Genomic DNA, 17,434 nt, shown 5'->3' with positions numbered 1-17,434 from the left:
ACCATATGGACCTCTTCGAACACGCGGGCCAGAAGGACCAGCAGGCCCAGGCCCCCCTGGCCGAGCGCATGCGGCCCACCACCCTGGCGGACTTCGTGGGGCAGGAGCACCTCACCGGCGAGGGCCGCTTCCTGCGCCGGGCCATCCAGAACGATCAGGTGCCCTCGCTCATCCTCTGGGGCCCCCCGGGCACGGGGAAGACGACGCTGGCGCGCGTCATCGCCCAGTCCACCGGCTCCGCCTTCGAGTCCCTGTCCGCCGTGCTCTCCGGCGTGAAGGACATCCGCGAGACGGTGGCCCGGGCCCAGGACCGCTGGAAGATGAACCGCCAGCGCACCCTGCTCTTCATCGATGAGATCCACCGCTTCAACAAGTCCCAGCAGGACGCGCTGCTGCCCCACGTGGAGAAGGGCACGGTGACGCTGATTGGCGCCACCACGGAGAACCCCTCCTTCGAGGTGAACGCGGCGCTCCTCTCGCGAAGCCGCGTCGTCACCCTGCGCGGGCTGGAGGAGGAGGAGCTCATCACCGTCATGCGCAAGGCGCTGGCGGACCCGAAGGGCCTCGCCGGCAAGGTGCAGGTGGACGACGAGGCGCTCCAGTTCATCGCCGAGGCGGCGGGCGGAGACGCGCGCAAGGCCCTCACCGCGCTGGAGGCCGCGGCGGCGTACGGGGGCGCCAAGGTGGACAAGAAGGCCGCCGAGGAGGCGCTCCAGCAGAAGATGCTCCTCTACGACAAGGGCGGCGAGGAGCACTACAACGTCGTCAGCGCCTTCATCAAATCCATGCGCGGCTCGGACGTGGACGCGGCGCTCTACTGGATGACGCGCATGCTGGAGGCCGGAGAGGACCCCGTCTTCGTCTTCCGGCGCATGGTCATCTTCGCCTCGGAGGACATCGGCAACGCGGACCCCCGGGCCCTGGCGGTGGCGGTGGACGCGCTCCAGGCCTTCCAGTTCGTGGGCATGCCGGAGGGGGTGCTCCCGCTCACCCAGGCGGTGACGTACCTGGCGCTGGCGCCCAAGTCGAACGCGGTGCTCACCTCCTACGGCGCGGCGCGCGCGGCGGTGACGCAGGAGGGCGCGCTGCCGGTGCCCATGCACCTGCGCAACGCGCCCACCAGGCTGATGAAGGGCATGGGCTACGGGGGCGGCTACAAGTACCCCCACAACTTCGAGGGCAACTACGTCCCGGAGGACTACCTTCCGGAGGCGCTCAAGGCCCGGCGCTTCTACAAGCCCTCGACCAACGGGCTGGAGCACGAGCTGACCGAGCGCTACCAGGCCTTCCAGCGCCAGCTCGCGGAGAAGCCCCGCGAGCCGGGCGAGGACGGGTGAGGCGGGCTAGGCGACCTCTAATGGCGAGTCGCTGTCGCTGCCGTTCTTGCGCTGCTTCATGGTGCGGCCCGCCACCTCGTACTGCTTGAGCAGGCGGCGGAAGTTGGAGCGGTCCACTCCCGCGGCGCGCGCGGCGCTGGAGACGTTGTTGTTGTTCTTCTCCAGCAGCGCGGTGAGGTAGCGCCGCTCGAAGGCGCGCATCGCCAGGCGCTTGGCCTGGGCGTACGGCAGGTGCGCCAGGCTGAACACCTCCACCGGCGAGCCGGCCTGCGGGGACTCCTGGAAGCCGGGCGGCAGGTCCTCCACGTCCAGCAAGTCGTTGGAGGTGAGCACCACCGCGCGCTCGATGACGTTCTCCAGCTCGCGGACGTTGCCCGTCCACCGGTTCACCGTGAGCGCCTCCATGGCGCGCGGCGTGAACCCCGTCACCTTCTTGGCCAGCTTGGCCGAGTACATCTTCAGGAAGTGGTGCGCCAGCAGCGGCACGTCCTCCGGCCTGTCGCGCAGCGGCGGCAGGTCGATGGTGATGACGTTCAGGCGGTAGAAGAGGTCCTCGCGGAACTTGCCCTCGGACTTGGCGCGGGACAGGTCCACGTGCGTGGCGGCGATGACGCGAACGTCCACCTTCACCGGCTCGTTGGCGCCTACCCGCTTCACCTCGCCCTCCTGCAGCACGCGAAGCAGGCGGACCTGGGTGGCCGGCGGCACGTCGCCGATCTCGTCCAGGAAGATGGTGCCGCCGTCGGCCGCCTCGAAGAGGCCCTTCTTGTTGTTGGTGGCGCCCGTGAACGCCCCCTTCATGTGGCCGAACAGCTCGCTCTCCAGCAGCGTCTCGGTCAGCGCCGAGCAGTTCACCGCCACGAAGGGCTTGTCCTTGCGCTGGCTGCGGTAGTGGATGGCGCGCGCCACCAGCTCCTTGCCCGTGCCGCTCTCCCCTTGAATCAGCACGGTCGCAGTGGAGTGGCTCACCGTCTCCACCAGCTTGAACACCGCCCGCATCTGCGAGGACTGCCCGATCAGATCCTCGAACTGGCTGCGGACGGTGAGCGCCTCCTCCAGCGCGCGGGTGCGGTCCTTGAGCGCCTTGCGCTCGGCCGCCTTGCCCACCGTGAGGCTCAGGTCGTCGATGTTCTCGAACGGCTTGGTCAGGTAGTCGTAGGCCCCCGCCTTCACCGCCTCCACCGCCGTCTCCACCGTGGCGTAGGCCGTCATCATGATGACCTCCACGTCCGGCCGCTCGGCCTTGATGGCCTTGAGCAGATCCATGCCGGACAGGTGGGGCATGTTGATGTCCAGCACCGCGACATCGATGGACGGGTCCTTCGCCGCGGCCAGACCTTCCACCGCGTCGTCGATGGCAACCACGGGGTAGCCCTCGCGCTGGAGGATCTGGTTCACGGCCTTGAGGACGACGGTGTCATCATCCACCACGAGGATCTTGGCGCGCTTGGGTTGGGTCACGGCAACCTCTCGAGCTGCAGGGGAACGGGGAGATACACGGTGAAGCGGGAGCCCTCGCCGACACGGGTGTCGACCTGGAAGACACCACCGTGGTCCTGAACGATGCGGTACGCGATGGACAGGCCGAGCCCTGTCCCCTCGCCGGGGGCCTTGGTGGTGAAGGACGGCTCGAAGATGCGGTTCAAGTGCCGCTCCTCGATGCCAGAGCCCGTATCCGAGACGGCGAAGAAGCAGCGATCGCCCTCGCGTCCCGTGTCCACCTTCAGCACACCCTCCAGCTCGTTCTCCACGTGTGGCAACGCCTGCAGGCCGTTCTGCAGCAGGTTGAGCACCACCTGCGACAGCTGGGCCGGATCTCCGAACAGCTTGGGCAGCCCGTTGGCCAGGTTCAGCTCCAGCTTCACCTTCGGGTTGGCCTTGAGCTGCGCCTTGAACAGCACCGCCGAGTCTTCCACGCACTTCGACAGGTCGAAGTGGCGCCGGTCATCCGGCTTGCTGTGCCGGCTGAACTTCAACAGGCTCTCGACGATGCGCTTGCACCGCAGCGCACTCTCCTCGATGAGGTCGAGGGACTCCTTGTCCGCCTCGCTGCGGCCCGAGTCGCGCTTCATCAGCTGCGCGAACGCCAGGATGCCGCCCAGCGGGTTGTTGATCTCGTGCGCCACGCCGCCCGCCAGCTGCCCCACCGCCGCCATCTTCTCCGTCTCGATGAGGCGCTTGGTGAGCGCGTACTCCTCGGTGACGTCGCGGTAGCTGCACACCACGCGCTTGTCGCCGGGCATGGGGAAGGCCGTCACCACGTAGGTGCGCCCCTTCTGCGTGATCTCCCCGCGCGCGCTCTTGCCGCTCTCGAGCGCCGCCGGCAGCGGGCAGCCCTGGCACGGCGTGTCCCGCCCGAACAGGTACTGGTAGCACGTGGCCGCCGAGGCGTTGGCGCCCTCGCCCGCCGAGGCCACCTTCAGGTACGACAGGTTCGCCCGCCGGACCATGTAGTCCGACTGCATCACCGACAGCGGGGACTCGATGCAGTCGAACGTCTGCTCCCAGTCCCGCTTGGCCTGGCTGAGCATCAGCGTGCGCGACTCGACGCGGGCCTCGAGCTCCGTGTTGAGCTGCTTGAGCTCCGCGTTCTGCTCCTTCGTCACCCGCATCAGCCGCTGGTTCTCCGCCACCAGCGCGTACTGCTCGAACGCGCTCTTGACGGTGAGCACCAGGTGGCTGTCGTTCCACGGCTTGGAGATGAAGCGGAAGATCTCCGAGCGGTTGATGGCCTCCTCGATGGCGAGCTGATCGGCCTGGCCCGTGAGCATGATGCGCTGAGCCAGCGGCACCTGCTCCTTGACCCGGGTCAGGAAGTCCACCCCGTTCATCCCCGGCATCCTGAAGTCGGAGATGACCACCTGCGGGGCAAACTGCTCCAGCCGCCGAAGGCCCTCCTCGGCGTCCGTGGCGGTCTCGATGTCCCAATCCCCCCGGCGCAACACGCGCCGGATGGACTTGAGGATGTTCTCCTCATCGTCCACCAACAGCAGTCGCCCGCGGGAACCCGCCTCTTGTGTATGCGCAAGCCCCACTCAGCCCTCGCCTATCTTTCCCCGTCAAACATTTGCAATGCTGTGGCCATCGGCCTTTGGGGAAACCGTCGTTACAACGTGTTGATTCTTCTGGGTTTTCCGTTTCGTCACGATCCCAGAAGGGTGTCATTCTATACCCCTCGTGTGACAAAGGGTCAAGAATGACCCCACTTCGAGAGAGATGACCCGGGTCAATTCTCAGCGGCCACAAAAGGCCAATGGATTTTTCTAGCCCCGCTGGGAACCCGGCAGGGCGGGTACCGGCGAGTGCAGGCAGACGCGGTTACGGCCCTCTCGCTTGGCCCGGTAGAGGGCCTCGTCCGCGGTGAGCAGCAGCTGATCAGCCGAGAGCACGGTCCGGTGGGGGAAGCCGGAGATGCCCAGCGAGGCCGTCACCTTCAGGTTGGCCTCGGGGCCCACGCGCAGCTGGCCCAGCTCCTTCCAGATGCGCTCGGCCACGGTGATGGCGCCCGTCAGGGGGGTGCGAGGCAGGAGCACGGCGAACTCCTCGCCGCCGTAGCGGGCGACGATGTCCGTCTCGCGCACGCACTGCTGGAGCGCCCGGGCCACCTTGCGCAGCACATCGTCCCCGACGGGGTGGCCGTAGGTGTCGTTGATGGTCTTGAAGTGGTCCAGGTCCACCAGGATGAGGGACAGGGCGTCGTCGTAGCGCTGGGCGACGCGGAACTCCTCGCGCAGGCGCTCCTGGAAGTAGCGGTGGTTGTGCAGCAGGGTGAGCCCGTCCAGGACGGAGAGCTTCTGCAGCTCGGACACCTGGGAGGCCAGCGTGACGAGGACCTGGTGGGCGGAGAAGGCGCGCTGCATGCGGGCGCGCAGCTCCTCATCGTCCCAGGGCTCGGCCACCACCTCCACGCCCAGCCGGAGCGCGGCCAGGCGCAGCTCGCGGGCCTCGGCGGGCGCAATCACGAGCACGGGCGCCCCCCGGCCCGGCCCCTCCACGTCCATCAGGCGCCGCAGCAGCTCGAGCTTCGTGTCCTCGGAGGCGTCCAGGCACAGCAGGACGAGGTCCACCTCCGTTGCCAGCCGAGGCACCTCGGGGCTGGCGGGCACCACGCGCGGGGCGTACTGGGGGGAGCCGAGAGTCCGCGCCAGCGTCTGCGCCGTCGACCGGGAGTCATCCACCAGCAGCAGAACGAAGGGCTTCTCTCCCACAGTGTCCCCGTCGAAGGTCGGAGCAGCAAGGTAGCATGGGCCTTCGACTGGGAGCGACCCCGACGATTGCGCGGGACTGCGCCCTCTGGTAGCCAGCCTGCCCGTCCTACCCGTCGTGAGGATTCTCCGTGGCCAACTACCCGAGCATCAGCCTCTTCTTTCCCGCCTGGAACGAGGAGGACTACGTCGAACGCGCGGTGACGCGCGCCCTGGACGTGCTGCCGCGGCTCACGGATGACTTCGAGATCATCATCGTCAACGACGCCTCCACGGACCGCACGAAGGAGCTCTGCGAGGAGATGGCGTCGCGGATTCCCCAGCTGCGCGTCATCACCCACGAGACGAACCTGAAGCTGGGTGGGGCGATGCGCACGGGGCTGTCGGCGTCCACCAAGGACATCGTCGTCTACTCGGACATCGACCTGCCGTGGGACTTGCGGGAGCTGGAGCGGGCGCTGCACCTGATGGAGTACCTGGAGGCGGACATGATCTGCGCCTTCCGGTTCGACCGCACGAGCGAGGGGCCCAAGCGCATCATCTACTCGTTCGTCTACAACATGCTGATCCGCACGTTGTTCGACATCAACATCAAGGACGTGAACTTCAGCTTCAAGGTGATGCACCGGCGGGTGCTGGAGTCCATGGAGCTCAAGAGCCTGGGCTCGTTCATCGACGCGGAGCTGGTGGTGAAGGCCATCCGCAAGGGCTTCCGCGTCTTCCAGATGGGCGTGGACTACTTCCCACGCACTCGCGGTGTGTCCACGCTGGCCTCCGGCTCGGTGATCATGAAGATGCTGCGCGAGCTGGTGGACCTCTACCCGGAGACGCGCGCGCCGTCGGCTCCGGTGACGCCGGTCCGGCTGCCGCCCGACGTGGCGCCGCTGCACTCCACCGGGGCTGGCAAGCGCCGGCAGCACGGGTAGGCGGGCTCGGCCGTGGGACGCGGTGGCAGGCGCCTCATCGTCAACGCGGACGATCTCGGGCTGCACCCTTCACTGGATGCCGGCATCCTGCGCGCGCACCGTGAGGGCATCGTCACCAGCGCCACGCTGCTGGTGATGGGCCCCAGCGCGCCCGAGGCCATCTCCCGAGCACGGGCCCAGGGGCTGGCGCTCGGCGTCCACCTGGCCCTCTCCACCTGGCTGCCCTGCGCCGCGCCTCCGACCGAGGTGCCGACCGTGGCTCCCGGTGGCCGGCTCCGCGCGAGCTGGGCGCAGTTCGCTCGCGCGTGGCTCACCGGCCGGGTGCGGCGCGAGGAGGTGGCCTGGGAGCTGGAGTCGCAGCTGACCCGGGCCCGCGCGATGGGCGCCGAGGTGGACCACCTGGATGCGCACCAGCACCTCCACGTGCTTCCCGGCATCCGACCGCTGGTGGAGGCGCTCGCGCGGCGCGAGGGGCTGCCCGTGCGCTGGCCGGACCAGCTCCCGAGCGCCTCGTGGCGCCGCGCGCCGGGGCCCGCGCTCAAGACGCTGATCCTCACCGTGCTGGCTCGCACGGCGCCGCGCCCTCCTCCGGGGGTGAAGCGGGTCAGCGCCGGGGGCGTCTTCGAGGCGGGCCGGCTCGATGAGTCCACGCTGCTGGCCCTGCTGGACTCGCTGCCCGAGGGGGACTTCGAGGTGGGCTGCCACCCGGGAGAAGGCACTCCCCACGTCCTCGAGGACCCGGCGTGGACCTATGGCTGGCAGGCGGAGCTGGACGCCCTCACGAGCCCTCGGGTGAAGGCTCGGGTCCAGGAGCGCGGCATCACTCTGTCGACCTACGGAAGCCTTCGCTCCGCGGAGGTTTGACAGCACGCCAGCGTGGCTGCCAGACAAGGCCGGGCCGTTCCACCGTCCAGCCATTCCGGAGAAGCCATGAGCGAACCGCAGCCGTCTGCTCCTTCGCGCAAGCCCCTGCTGGTGGGCCTCATCGTCCTCGTCGTGGCGGTAGGCGTGGGGGTCGGCGTGTACGCGCTGCGCGGCCGACAGGCGCCCCCCGCCTCGGTGCCCGCGCCGTCCGCGCCCGTGGTGTCGGCCCCCACCCCGCCTCCGGCTGCCGCGGAAAAGGACGAAGCGACGGGCGAGCCCCTCCCCGCGCTGGAGCAGAGCGATCCCCGTGCGAGAGACCTGCTCGGCCAGCTGTCCCAGGATCCCGATCTACGGAACTGGCTCGCCACCGAGGGGTTGATCCGGCGCTTCACGGCGGCGGTCGCCAACATCGCCGAGGGCGAGAGCCCGCGCGCCGTGCTGCCGTTCCTGGCCCCCCAGGGCACGTTCCAGGTCGTCGAGCGCGATGGCCGCACCTTCATCGCTCCGGAGAGCTTCGCTCGCTATGACGCCGTGGCGCGCGCCCTCACCTCGCTGGACACGCAGGCCTCCGCGCGCGTGTACAGGACGCTTCGGCCGCTCCTCAACCAGGCCTTCGGGGAGATCGCGCCCCCGGGTCAGCGCTTCGACCAGACCCTGGCGCGCGCCATCCAGCGGATGATCAACACCCGGGTGCCCGAGGGGGACCTCGAGGTGGTGGACACCCCTGGGGTCAACTACGCGTACGCGGCTCCGGAGCTGGAGCAGCTCAGTGCCGCCCAGAAGCACCTGCTGCGCATGGGCCCCACCAACGCCCGCGCCATCCAGGCGAAGCTGCGCGAGCTGCAGGGAGCGCTCGGGCTGCCGGCCGTGAGCCCCTGAGGCCCGGCGCACGGAGATCCGCGCCTGACGTAGCCCCGCCTTCCTGGTAGAGCTATGGGCCATGCGCTTGCTCCTGAACATCCTCTGGGTCGTGCTCGGCGGAGGCATCATCATCTGCCTCGAGTACCTGATCGGTGGGCTGCTGCTCTGTTTGACGGTCATCGGCATCCCGTTCGGGGTGCAGTGCTTCAAGATCGCCGGGCTGGCGCTGCTGCCCTTCGGCAAGGACATCCAGGACGCGCCTGGGAGCAGCGCCATCGGCTGCGCCCTGAACGTCTTCTGGATCATCATCGCCGGCATCTGGATCTTCCTGAGCCACATCGGGCTCGCGCTGGGGCTGGCGGTGACGATCATCGGCATCCCGTTCGCCATCCAGCACGTGAAGCTGGCGCTGCTGGCCCTGGCCCCATTCGGTAAGCTCGTCCGCGAAACCTGAAGGAGTGCTCTGTGTCCACCCTCGAAGGAAAAGTCCTGTTCATCACCGGCGCGAGCCGCGGTATCGGCAAGGCCATTGCGCTGCGAGCCGCCCGTGACGGCGCGAAGATCGCCATCGCGGCGAAGACCGCCGCGCCCCACCCCAAGCTGCCCGGCACCATCTACACCGCCGCCGAGGAGATCGAAGCCGCCGGAGGCAAGGCGCTGCCCCTCATGGTGGACGTCCGCTCCGAGGAGCAGATCGCCGAGGCGGTCGCCAAGACGGTGGAGACGTTCGGTGGCCTCGACATCTGCGTGAACAACGCCAGCGCCATCAGCCTCACCGGGACGCTCGAGACGCCGCTCAAGCGCTTCGACCTGATGCACTCCATCAACATGCGCGGCACGTTCGCCACCTCGCAGGCGTGCATCCCGTACCTGAAGAAGGCGAAGAACCCGCACATCCTCAACCTCTCGCCGCCGCTCAACATGTCGCCCAAGTGGTTCCAGGGCCACGTGGCCTACACCATGGCGAAGTACGGGATGAGCATGTGCGTGCTCGGCATGGCCGCCGAGTTCAAGGACGAGGGCATCGCCGTCAACGCGCTCTGGCCCCGGACGACGATCGCCACCGCGGCCATCGACATGCTCGGCGGCGAGGACATGATGCGCCAGAGCCGCAAGCCGGAGATCATGGCGGACGCGGCCCACGCCATCCTCACCAGCGACAGCCGCTCCTGCACCGGCAACTTCTTCATCGACGAGGATCTGCTGCGCTCACGCGGCGTCACCGACTTCGATCAGTACGCCATGGAGAAGGGCGCGGACCTGCTGCCGGACTACTTCCTGGACTGATCCGGCCTTGACCGCTGGCGGAGCCACCTTCACCCCACCGTTGCTGCTTCCGGCGATGAACGCGCCCCTTGCTCGGGGAGGTGCCCGTGTCGGGCGAGAACGCCAGCAACTGGTCTGCTTGTCATACCAGTTCGCAGCAGGTCCGGCCGACAGGCAGGGGACAAGGCCACGAGTTTCACCCAACTGCCCTGCAGGGGCTGCTCAGGAGGCCTCCGCCACATAGAGGATGTGGGGCGTGGTGTAGCCCGCATCCAGCTCCACCGTCTCGCGCACCGTGAAGCCCGCCTCCCGCAGCAGGGACTCCACGGTGCCGCGAGGCTCGAGCACCAGCCCGCCGCCCGCCTTCGTGCGGCCGAGCATCTTCACCATCACCCACTCCTGGGCCAGGCACTTGTAGTGCTTCCAGGAGCCGTCTCCCTCCGCCTCCTTCAACAGGAACCGGCCTGCCGGGCGCAGCAGGCGCCGCACCGTGCGGAGGAACTCCGGCCACCGCTCCCGGGGCAGCAGGTAGAGGACGTCACACACCACCGCGGCATCGAACTCCGCCGGGTGCCGCTCCGCGAGGCTCTCCACGGTGCCCTGCTCGAAGTGGACCTTGGGGAGCCGCCCCGGCCCCTGCGAGGCCCACATGATCTTTCGCGAATCTGGATCCACACCGTGCACGGTGCGGGTGGGATCCTCGAGAGCGAGGAGCGCGGAGAGCAGCCCGTGGCCACAGCCCACGTCGGCGACGGTGCCTCCGGCGGGCACGCGCCAGGCAACGGCCTCCAGCGGGGCGGAGAAGGCGCGAGCGCGCACGTGGAAGCGCTCGGCGGGCGGGAGCTTCGAGAACAGCGACACGGCGTTTTCGACGAGCGCGCTCACGAGATGTACAGCTCCCGGCCGAAGGCCCACGAGAGGAGGACGAGCCCCACCGCCCCCACCCCGACGATGGCGTAGCGGACCCGCGGGCGCTCCTTCAGCAGCAGCGCGAGCGTGAGGAACAGCGGGAAGGCGGAGATGAGGTAGCGCCCCATCCCCATGAAGTCTTTGGTCCCCACGGCGGGCACTCCGACGATGGCCAGGGTGAAGACGGCGTAGCCCCACCCCAGCCGGCGCCAGGTCGGCCACACGAGGACGATGGCGATCACCGTCAGCACCGCATGGGTGACATAGCGCACCACCACGTCCGCGTTGTTGCCCGCCAGGAAGACGGAGTGGAACCACTGCACCTTGAACCACGTCCGCCAACCGGGGGCCTGATCCCAGCCTGGAGAGCCCTGCGTCTCCACGAAGGCAAAGGGCTCACCGAACGTCTGGCCCAGGTAGAGCACGTAGCAGATGAAGCCGAGCGCGGAGAGCACGGGCAGGAAGTCCCAGACGTTCCAGCGCTCGCCTCGCGAGTACTTCCACTCGAGCCGGCGCGCCAGCAGCCCGAGCACCACCGCGGGAGCCACGGGCCGCGCCGCCGTCGAGATGGCCCCGAGAATCACCGCCGGCACCAGGTACCCCTTCTCCAGCAGGAAGAAGGCGCTCACCACCAGCAGGACGAAGAGCGCGTCCGAGTACATGACGCCGTACAGATAGAAGGAGAAGGGGTACAGGGCGAGCAGCAGCCCGGCCTGGAGCGCCGTGCGCTCATCCACCCGGGTGCGCGCCCAGGCCGTGAAGAGCACCACGGCCAGGGGCCCGCAGAGCAGCGAGACGAGGATGCCTCCGGAGTAGACGGAGGCCCCCAGCGCCATGAAGGCCCGGATGGCCAGCGGGTAGAGCGGGAAGAAGGCCACCGAGCTCTGCACGCCCGGCTGATAGGCGTAGCCCTGCTCGGCGATGAACTTGTACCAGCCGGAGTCCCAGGCCACCCACCCCATGGAGAGGTAGTCCGAGAGGCCCAGCGCCACGGCCCCCGGCGTCTTGTAGTGGAGGCGCCAGGCACCGAGCGCGGCGGCGGCGCCACAGACGACGGTGGCCACCAGCACGACCAGCGCGAGGGTACGGGGGGCGGAGCGGTTCATGGCGGTGGGACTTCGTCCAGAACCGCTCCAGGGTCAAGTCGGCTCAGCGTTCGTGGAAGGACTTGCCTCCGTTGACCACATCCACCAGATACGGCGCCGGCGTGAAGCGCTCGCCGTACTTGTCCTGGTAGTGCTCCAGCCGCTTGAGCAGCACCGCGGGCGTCAGGCTGTCCGCGTAGCGGAAGGGCCCGCCCAGGAACGGGGGGAAGCCCAGGCCGAAGATGGCGCCCACATCGCCGTCCCTCGGGCTGCGCAGGATGCCCTCGCCCAGGCAGCGGATGGCCTCGTTCACCATCTGCAGGGCGCACCGCTCGGCCATCTCGGTCCGGTCGAAGCGCTTGCGCTCCTGGCCGTTGGGCAGCAGCGCGTAGATGGAGGCGTCCACCTCCTTCTTCTTGCCGGTGTAGGTGTAGAAGCCCTTCTGATTCTTCCGGCCCAGGCGCCCGTCCTCGATGATCTTCTCGAGCGTCTTGGGCGCCGCCATCCGCTTGCCGAACGCCGCCTCCATGATGGGGCCCACCTTGTGCGCCACGTCGATGCCCACCTCGTCGAGCAGGGTGATGGGGCCCACGGGGAAGCCGAACTCCACCAGGGCCTTGTCCAGCTCGGCGATGTCGGCGCCCTCGGCCAGCAGGTACGCCGCCTCGTTCATGTACGGGGCGAGGATGCGCGAGGTGTAGAAGCCCACCCCATCGTTGACGACGATGACCGTCTTGCCCTGCTTGCGGCCCACCTCCACGCAGGTGGCCGTCACCCACTCGGCGGTGCCCGGGTGGGTGATGATCTCCAGCAGGGGCATCTTGTGGACGGGGCTGAAGTAGTGCATCCCGATCACCTGCTCCGGCCGCTTGCTGCCCTTGGCCAGCTCGGTGATGGGGAGGCTGGAGGTGTTGGACGCGAAGATGCAGTCCTCGCGGGTGACGGCCTCCGTCTCGGCGATGACGCGGTGCTTGAGCTTCAGGTCCTCGAACACGGCCTCGATGACGAGGTCCACGTTCTTGAAGCCGCTGTAGTCCGTGCCAGCGGTGACCAGGGCCTGCTTCGCCGCCGCCTCGCGCCACGTCATCGAGCGCCGCTTCACGCGCTCGTCCAGCACGCTCTGCACCTGCTTGAGCGCGCGGCCCGCGCCCGCGTCGTCCTTGTCCTTCACCCGCACCGGCACGCCCTGGAGCGTGGAGGCCACGTAGGCGATGCCGCCGCCCATGAGCCCGCCGCCGAGCACGCCGATCTTCTTCACCTCGCGCGGCTTCACGGTCGGGTTGGAGGTGCCGTTCTCCTTCTTGAGCGCCGTGGTGGCGAAGAAGATCTCCACCAGTCGCTTGGAGACGTCGGAGACCACCAGCTCGCCGAAGAGCCGGGCCTCGGCCTCCAGGCCCGCCTTGCGGCCGGACTCCACGCCCACGCGGATGGCCTCCAGCGCCTTCTCCGGGGCGGGGTACTTGCCGCGCGTCTTCTTCAGGAGCTGCTTGCGCGCCTGCTCGAAGAGGATCTTCCGACCGATGGGGTTGGCCTCGAGCGCCACCTCGGCCCACATCTCCTTGTTGGCGAGGCTCTGCAGCATGCCCGCCAGGCCCTTCTTCGACTGCGCCGTCACCGCCTTGAGCCGCTGGCCGTGCGGACGCTCCACCTTCAGCGCTCCGGCGGACAGCTCCCGGGCGCGCTGGATGGCCACCGAGCGAAGGATGGGCACCGGCACCACCTCATCCACCAGGCCCAGCCGCTTCGCCTTGGAGGGCTTCACCGTCTTGCCGGCGAGGATGAGCTCCAGGGCCGCCTGGACGCCGATGAGCGCCGGGAGCCGCTGGGTGCCGCCCGCGCCCGGCAGCAGGCCGAGCTGCACCTCGGGCAGGCCGAGCGACGTCTTCGGGCTGTCGGTGGCCACGCGGTAGTCACACGCCAGCGCCCACTCCAGGCCGCCGCCGAGACATGCGCCGTGGATGGCCGCCACCACCGGCTTGGGGAAGGCGTCCAGCCGGTCGAAGCCCTCCTGGGCCTTGCGGGAGACGTCGGCGGCCTGCGCCGCCGTCTTGATGGTCTGCAGGAAGTCGATCTTCGCCCCGGCCACGAAGTTGTCCTTCTTGCCGGAGATGAAGACCACGGCGCGCACGGCCGGATCCTTCTCCGCGCGGCCGAGCAGGTCCGAGAACGCCTCGCCCGTCTCCGGGGAGAGCGTGTTCACCGACTCGCCCTGCTGGTCGATGGTGAGGACGGCGACGCCCTCCTCGACCTGGTAGGTGAAGCCCTGCTTCGCCTCGAGCTCTTCGAGTTTGATGGCCATCACGCACGCTCCAGGACCACGGCGGCGCCCAGGCCGCCAGCGGCGCAGACGGTGCACAGCACCGTGTTCTTGTTCCGACGCTTCAGCTCGTTGAGGGCCTGGGTGACGATGCGCGCACCCGTGGCCCCGAAGGGGTGACCGAGGGAGATGGAGCCGCCGTTCACGTTGAGCCGCTCGCGGTCCACCTCGCCCACCGGGGCGCTCCAGCCGGCCTTCTTCGCGAAGGCGGGCGAGGCGAGCGCCTGGAGGTTGCTGGCCACCTGGGCGGCGAACGCCTCGTGCATCTCCACCAGGTCGATGTCCGCCAGCGTCATGCCCGCGCGCTGGAGCGCCACGGGCGCCGCGTAGGCAGGGCCCTGCAGCAGCTGGTCGCCCGGGTCCGTGGCGGCATAGGCATGGGCGCGCAGGAAACCGAGCGGCTCATACCCGAGCGCCTTGGCCTTCTCCTCGCTCATGAGCAGCAGGGCGGCTGCACCGTCCGTGAGCGGCGAGGCGTTGCCGGCGGTGATGGTGCCGTACTTGCGGTCGAACACCGGCTTGAGCTGGCCGAGCGCATCCAGGCTGGTGTCCTCGCGGACGATGTTGTCCCTGGCCGCCACGTCCTCGTACTTCGGCGGGACGACGACGTGCATCACCTCGCCGTCGAAGCGGCCCTCCTTCCAGGCGCGCGCGGCGTTGTGGTGCGAGGCCAGGGCGATGCGGTCCTGCTCCTCGCGGGAGATGCCGTTCTCCTTGGCCATCTTCTCGGCGCTCTCGCCCATCGTCTGGCCGGTGGAGTACTCGGCGATGGCCGGCGGCACCGGGAGCAGATCCTTGGCCTTGAGCTTCTGGAAGGGCTTGAGCTTCTCGGGGAGGCTCCGAGCCCTGGAGGCGGCCACCAGCGCATGCGCCAGCGGGCGGCTGGTGAAGATGGGCGCGTCCGACATGGACTCGGTGCCACCGGCGATGACCACGTCCGCCTCGCCCACCGCAATGGCGTTGGCGGCCGTCGTCATGGCCTGGATGGAGGTGGCGCAGGCGCGCGCCACGGTGAAGGCCTCGATCCTGCGGGGCAGGCCCGCGGCCAGCACCACCTCACGGGCGATGGACGGGGAGGTCAGCGTGGGGATGACCTGTCCGAAGACGACCTGGTTGATCTCGTTGGGGTCCAGGTCGGCGCGCTGAACGAGCTCCTGAACCACCATCCGGCCCAGTTCCAGCGCGGTGAGCCCACCGAAGACGCTGCCCGCCTTCACGAATGGAGTCCGCAGCCCGCGGACGATGGCCACCCGCCGGTGGCCGTTGTTCTGTGCCATGTGCCTCACCCTCCTGACAGCGAGTGAGGTGGCTTGTAACGAGCCTTGATGCGACGCGTCAACGAGAATTGATTCTAGAGTCAACCGGCGGACTTCAGGCCGGGTCGCCCGCGTGCTGGGCCTGCGAGCCCCCGTGCAGAAAGCGCTCGAGAGGCTGGAGAACGGGCAGTTTCCACAGGTGCGACAGCCGGGTCCGGGCGATGCGCCGGACGAGCGCCTCGGGGTAGGGCTTGCCCGCCTGGGCAAAGACCTCGGTGAGCACCCGCTTGGGCTCATAGCGAGCAACGATGCGCTGCTCGAACGAGAGAGAGACGGGCAGCAGTGAGCGCAGAGCGTCCTCGTCCTGGAAGAGGAGGACCGCGAACTCGGGAACCCCTTGGACGATCTCCCACTCCTCGCGGAGGCCAGCGGCCCCCACGTGCCACTCGGCCAGGTGGCGCTGCTCCAGGATGGCGCCAGGGTCCATCGTCTTCGTGTCCAGGATCACGGCCACCGGCTCGTGTCTCGTGGACAGAATGGTGCGCGCCACGGAGGTCAGCGTGCTTCGCTCCCTCACGAGAACCTGGATGTCCCGCCGCCGCAGAATGGGATGTTCCCGCAGGAGCCGCTTCACCATGGCCTGCTCGATGGGCCCCTTGGTCACGACGTAGGTGGTCATGAGTCTCCTCCTGGATCAGGCAGTTCCAGGTCCACGAAGCCTTGCTCGATCGCGTGCCGCAGTTTCCGCCGCAGGCCCTCGCGCATGGCCTGCCATTCGAGAGCCCATCGAATGTCATCCCCCGTCCAGAGCAGGACGTCCGGGGGAGGAAGACACTCCACGAGATGCAGGGCGGCCTGCGTGAACTCCCCGACGCTGAACACGGCACCGATGACGGTGCGTGGGCGCCGCATCAGCCTCGCCTTCATCCGCGAGATGGCCATGAAGTCGATGGGCTCGGACTGAGCCTTGGTCTCGATGAGGCAGGTCACTCCATCGACGTAGATGGCCCCATCGACCTGCTCCAGGAGCACGCCCCTCCTTCGAACCTCATACGGCCACGTCACCTCGGCGCCCTCCAGCTGGAATGCCCTCAGGACAAGGTACTCCAAGGCCCTGCCTGGAGGCCAACCTGAAAGGTTGTCTCCCACAGACAGGACCTCCCACATCCTGCGCAAGCCAGCGATGTCGAGCCGAGCGACCCGCTCCCGATACTCCGCTTCCTTCCCTCTCGCCGCCGCCGACACGCCACCCTCCCCGCGAGCCCCACCTCCGGCTCGCAGGCATCCCTACTTCCTGGCTCTGACACTTCGGGGAGGACGAGGGAGGTCGGGTGCCGCTACCGCTGGGGAGCCTGCCCCTGCCGGAGCGCGATGCCGTGCCGATGCACCGCCTCCACCATGAACTTCGCGGCCTCCGGATCCGTGGGCGGCAGGATGCCGTGGCCGAGGTTGAAGATGTGCCCCACCGGCCCGGCGCGGTTCAGGATGTCCACCACCCGCCCCTCCAGCTCCTCGCGCGGCAGGAACAGGTGGAGCGGATCCAGGTTGCCCTGCACCGCCACGTCCGGCCCGAGGATGCGACGCGCCTCATCCATCTGGATGCGCCAGTCCTGGCCGATGACGTCCGCGCCCGTGCGCTTGAGCAGCGGCAGGTGCGTGGACATCCCCGTGCCGAAGAGGATGACGGGCACGCCGGTGGCCTGCAGCTCCTTCACCATCCGCGTGAGGTACGGGAGGCTGAAGCGCTCGAAGTCGTACGCCCCCAGCTCCCCGCCCCACGAGTCGAAGATCTGGACGATCTTCGCCCCCGCCTCCACCTGCATCTTCAGGTACGGGATGAGCGTGTCGGTGAGCTTCTGGAACAGCGTGTGCGCCAGCTTCGGCTGCTCGAAGAGCAGGCGCTTGATGAGGATGTAGCTCTTGGAGCCGCCGCCCTCGACCATGTACGCGGCCAGGGTGAACGGCGCGCCCGCGAAGCCGATGACGGGCACCGAGTCATTCAGCGCCTTGCGCGTGCGGCGGATGGCCTCGGCCACGAAGCCCGTGCCCTGCACCGGATCCGGCACCCCGAGCCGCTCGATGTCCGCCGCGGTGCGCACCGGGTTGGGGAAGTGCGGCCCCTTGTCTCCCAGCTCCAGGGCGATGCCCATGGCCTCCACCGGGATGAGGATGTCCGAGAAGATGATGGCCGCGTCCACGCCCAGCCGGGTGATGGGCTGCACCGTCACCTCGGCGGCCAGGTCCGGGTGCTTGCACAGATCGAGGAACGCGATGTTGCCGCGGATGGCGCGGTACTCGGGCAGGTAGCGGCCCGCCTGGCGCATGAGCCACACCGGGGTGGTGTCGGTGGGCTGGCGACGTGCCGCCTTCAGGAGTCTGTCGTTCATGGGAGAGCCCTCCGGCGCCGC

16 protein-coding genes are annotated in these 17,434 nt (G+C 68.8%); 6 read left to right on the top strand and 10 right to left on the bottom strand.

Going from position 1 to position 17,434, the window contains the following annotated elements; all coding sequences use genetic code 11:
• Nucleotides 1-5 precede the first annotated feature (5 nt).
• Nucleotides 6-1,337 carry a replication-associated recombination protein A gene (locus KY572_RS16640; protein ID WP_224243613.1) on the top strand — a complete coding sequence of 444 codons (1,332 nt, stop codon included), beginning with the start codon at nucleotides 6-8 and terminating at the stop codon, nucleotides 1,335-1,337.
• Nucleotides 1,338-1,343: 6 nt separating this feature from the next.
• On the opposite strand, the gene KY572_RS16635 is transcribed toward KY572_RS16640, so the two are convergent.
• From KY572_RS16635 to KY572_RS16625, 3 genes are all read right to left on the bottom strand, one after another.
• The gene (locus KY572_RS16635; RefSeq protein WP_224243612.1) at nucleotides 1,344-2,798 is read right to left on the bottom strand and encodes a sigma-54-dependent transcriptional regulator; all 1,455 of its coding nucleotides are present in this window, start codon (nucleotides 2,796-2,798) and stop codon (nucleotides 1,344-1,346) included.
• Complete coding sequence (locus KY572_RS16630; RefSeq protein ID WP_224243611.1) at nucleotides 2,795-4,372, bottom strand: ATP-binding protein; 1,578 nt, start codon at nucleotides 4,370-4,372, stop codon at nucleotides 2,795-2,797. The genes KY572_RS16635 and KY572_RS16630 overlap by 4 nt, the downstream gene beginning before the upstream one ends.
• 228 nt (nucleotides 4,373-4,600) lie before the next feature.
• Nucleotides 4,601-5,545 carry a GGDEF domain-containing response regulator gene (locus KY572_RS16625; RefSeq protein ID WP_224243610.1) on the bottom strand — a complete coding sequence of 315 codons (945 nt, stop codon included), beginning with the start codon at nucleotides 5,543-5,545 and terminating at the stop codon, nucleotides 4,601-4,603.
• A 128-nt stretch (nucleotides 5,546-5,673) separates the two neighbouring features.
• Here KY572_RS16625 and KY572_RS16620 point away from each other — a divergent pair, with 128 nt between their 5' ends.
• From KY572_RS16620 to KY572_RS16600, 5 genes are all read left to right on the top strand, one after another.
• Nucleotides 5,674-6,468: a glycosyltransferase family 2 protein gene (locus KY572_RS16620; RefSeq protein WP_224243608.1), complete on the top strand. Its 795-nt coding sequence runs from the start codon at nucleotides 5,674-5,676 to the stop codon at nucleotides 6,466-6,468.
• 12 nt (nucleotides 6,469-6,480) lie between these two features.
• Nucleotides 6,481-7,332 carry a carbohydrate deacetylase gene (locus KY572_RS16615; RefSeq protein ID WP_224243606.1) on the top strand — a complete coding sequence of 284 codons (852 nt, stop codon included), beginning with the start codon at nucleotides 6,481-6,483 and terminating at the stop codon, nucleotides 7,330-7,332.
• Nucleotides 7,333-7,398: 66 nt separating this feature from the next.
• Entirely contained in the window at nucleotides 7,399-8,211 is an 813-nt protein-coding gene (locus tag KY572_RS16610) for a DUF3014 domain-containing protein (RefSeq protein ID WP_224243604.1), read from the top strand.
• A 61-nt stretch (nucleotides 8,212-8,272) separates the two neighbouring features.
• Nucleotides 8,273-8,647 (top strand): YccF domain-containing protein, encoded by a 375-nt coding sequence (locus tag KY572_RS16605; protein ID WP_224243603.1) that lies wholly within the window; start codon nucleotides 8,273-8,275, stop codon nucleotides 8,645-8,647.
• A gap of 11 nt (nucleotides 8,648-8,658) precedes the next feature.
• Nucleotides 8,659-9,480: an SDR family oxidoreductase gene (locus KY572_RS16600; RefSeq protein WP_224243601.1), complete on the top strand. Its 822-nt coding sequence runs from the start codon at nucleotides 8,659-8,661 to the stop codon at nucleotides 9,478-9,480.
• Nucleotides 9,481-9,681: 201 nt separating this feature from the next.
• On the opposite strand, the gene KY572_RS16595 is transcribed toward KY572_RS16600, so the two are convergent.
• The 7 genes from KY572_RS16595 to hemE all read right to left on the bottom strand — a co-directional run bounded on the left by KY572_RS16595 (nucleotide 9,682) and on the right by hemE (nucleotide 17,413).
• Nucleotides 9,682-10,344 (bottom strand): class I SAM-dependent methyltransferase, encoded by a 663-nt coding sequence (locus KY572_RS16595; RefSeq protein ID WP_224243600.1) that lies wholly within the window; start codon nucleotides 10,342-10,344, stop codon nucleotides 9,682-9,684.
• The gene (locus tag KY572_RS16590; RefSeq protein WP_224243598.1) at nucleotides 10,341-11,474 is read right to left on the bottom strand and encodes a mannosyltransferase family protein; all 1,134 of its coding nucleotides are present in this window, start codon (nucleotides 11,472-11,474) and stop codon (nucleotides 10,341-10,343) included. Before KY572_RS16590 ends, KY572_RS16595 begins: the two co-directional genes overlap by 4 nt.
• Nucleotides 11,475-11,517: 43 nt before the next feature.
• On the bottom strand, nucleotides 11,518-13,752 hold the full coding sequence (gene fadJ / locus KY572_RS16585) for a fatty acid oxidation complex subunit alpha FadJ (protein WP_224243596.1): 2,235 nt from the start codon (nucleotides 13,750-13,752) through the stop codon (nucleotides 11,518-11,520).
• Nucleotides 13,752-15,047, bottom strand: coding sequence for an acetyl-CoA C-acyltransferase FadI (gene fadI / locus KY572_RS16580; protein ID WP_224243594.1), 1,296 nt, complete (start codon nucleotides 15,045-15,047; stop codon nucleotides 13,752-13,754). Before fadI ends, fadJ begins: the two co-directional genes overlap by 1 nt.
• A 94-nt stretch (nucleotides 15,048-15,141) precedes the next feature.
• Entirely contained in the window at nucleotides 15,142-15,705 is a 564-nt protein-coding gene (locus KY572_RS16575; protein WP_224243592.1) for a hypothetical protein, read from the bottom strand.
• The gene (locus KY572_RS16570) at nucleotides 15,702-16,271 is read right to left on the bottom strand and encodes a hypothetical protein (RefSeq protein ID WP_224243591.1); all 570 of its coding nucleotides are present in this window, start codon (nucleotides 16,269-16,271) and stop codon (nucleotides 15,702-15,704) included. The genes KY572_RS16575 and KY572_RS16570 overlap by 4 nt, the downstream gene beginning before the upstream one ends.
• A 92-nt stretch (nucleotides 16,272-16,363) precedes the next feature.
• Nucleotides 16,364-17,413, bottom strand: coding sequence for a uroporphyrinogen decarboxylase (gene hemE, locus KY572_RS16565; protein WP_224243590.1), 1,050 nt, complete (start codon nucleotides 17,411-17,413; stop codon nucleotides 16,364-16,366).
• Between the last annotated feature and the right edge of the window lie 21 nt (nucleotides 17,414-17,434).

Source organism: Hyalangium gracile, from assembly GCF_020103725.1.
GTDB classification, from domain to species: Bacteria; Myxococcota; Myxococcia; order Myxococcales; family Myxococcaceae; genus Hyalangium; species Hyalangium gracile.
The sequence above is the reverse complement of the archived record's forward strand: the minus strand, read 5'-3'. Positions and strand labels throughout refer to the sequence as shown.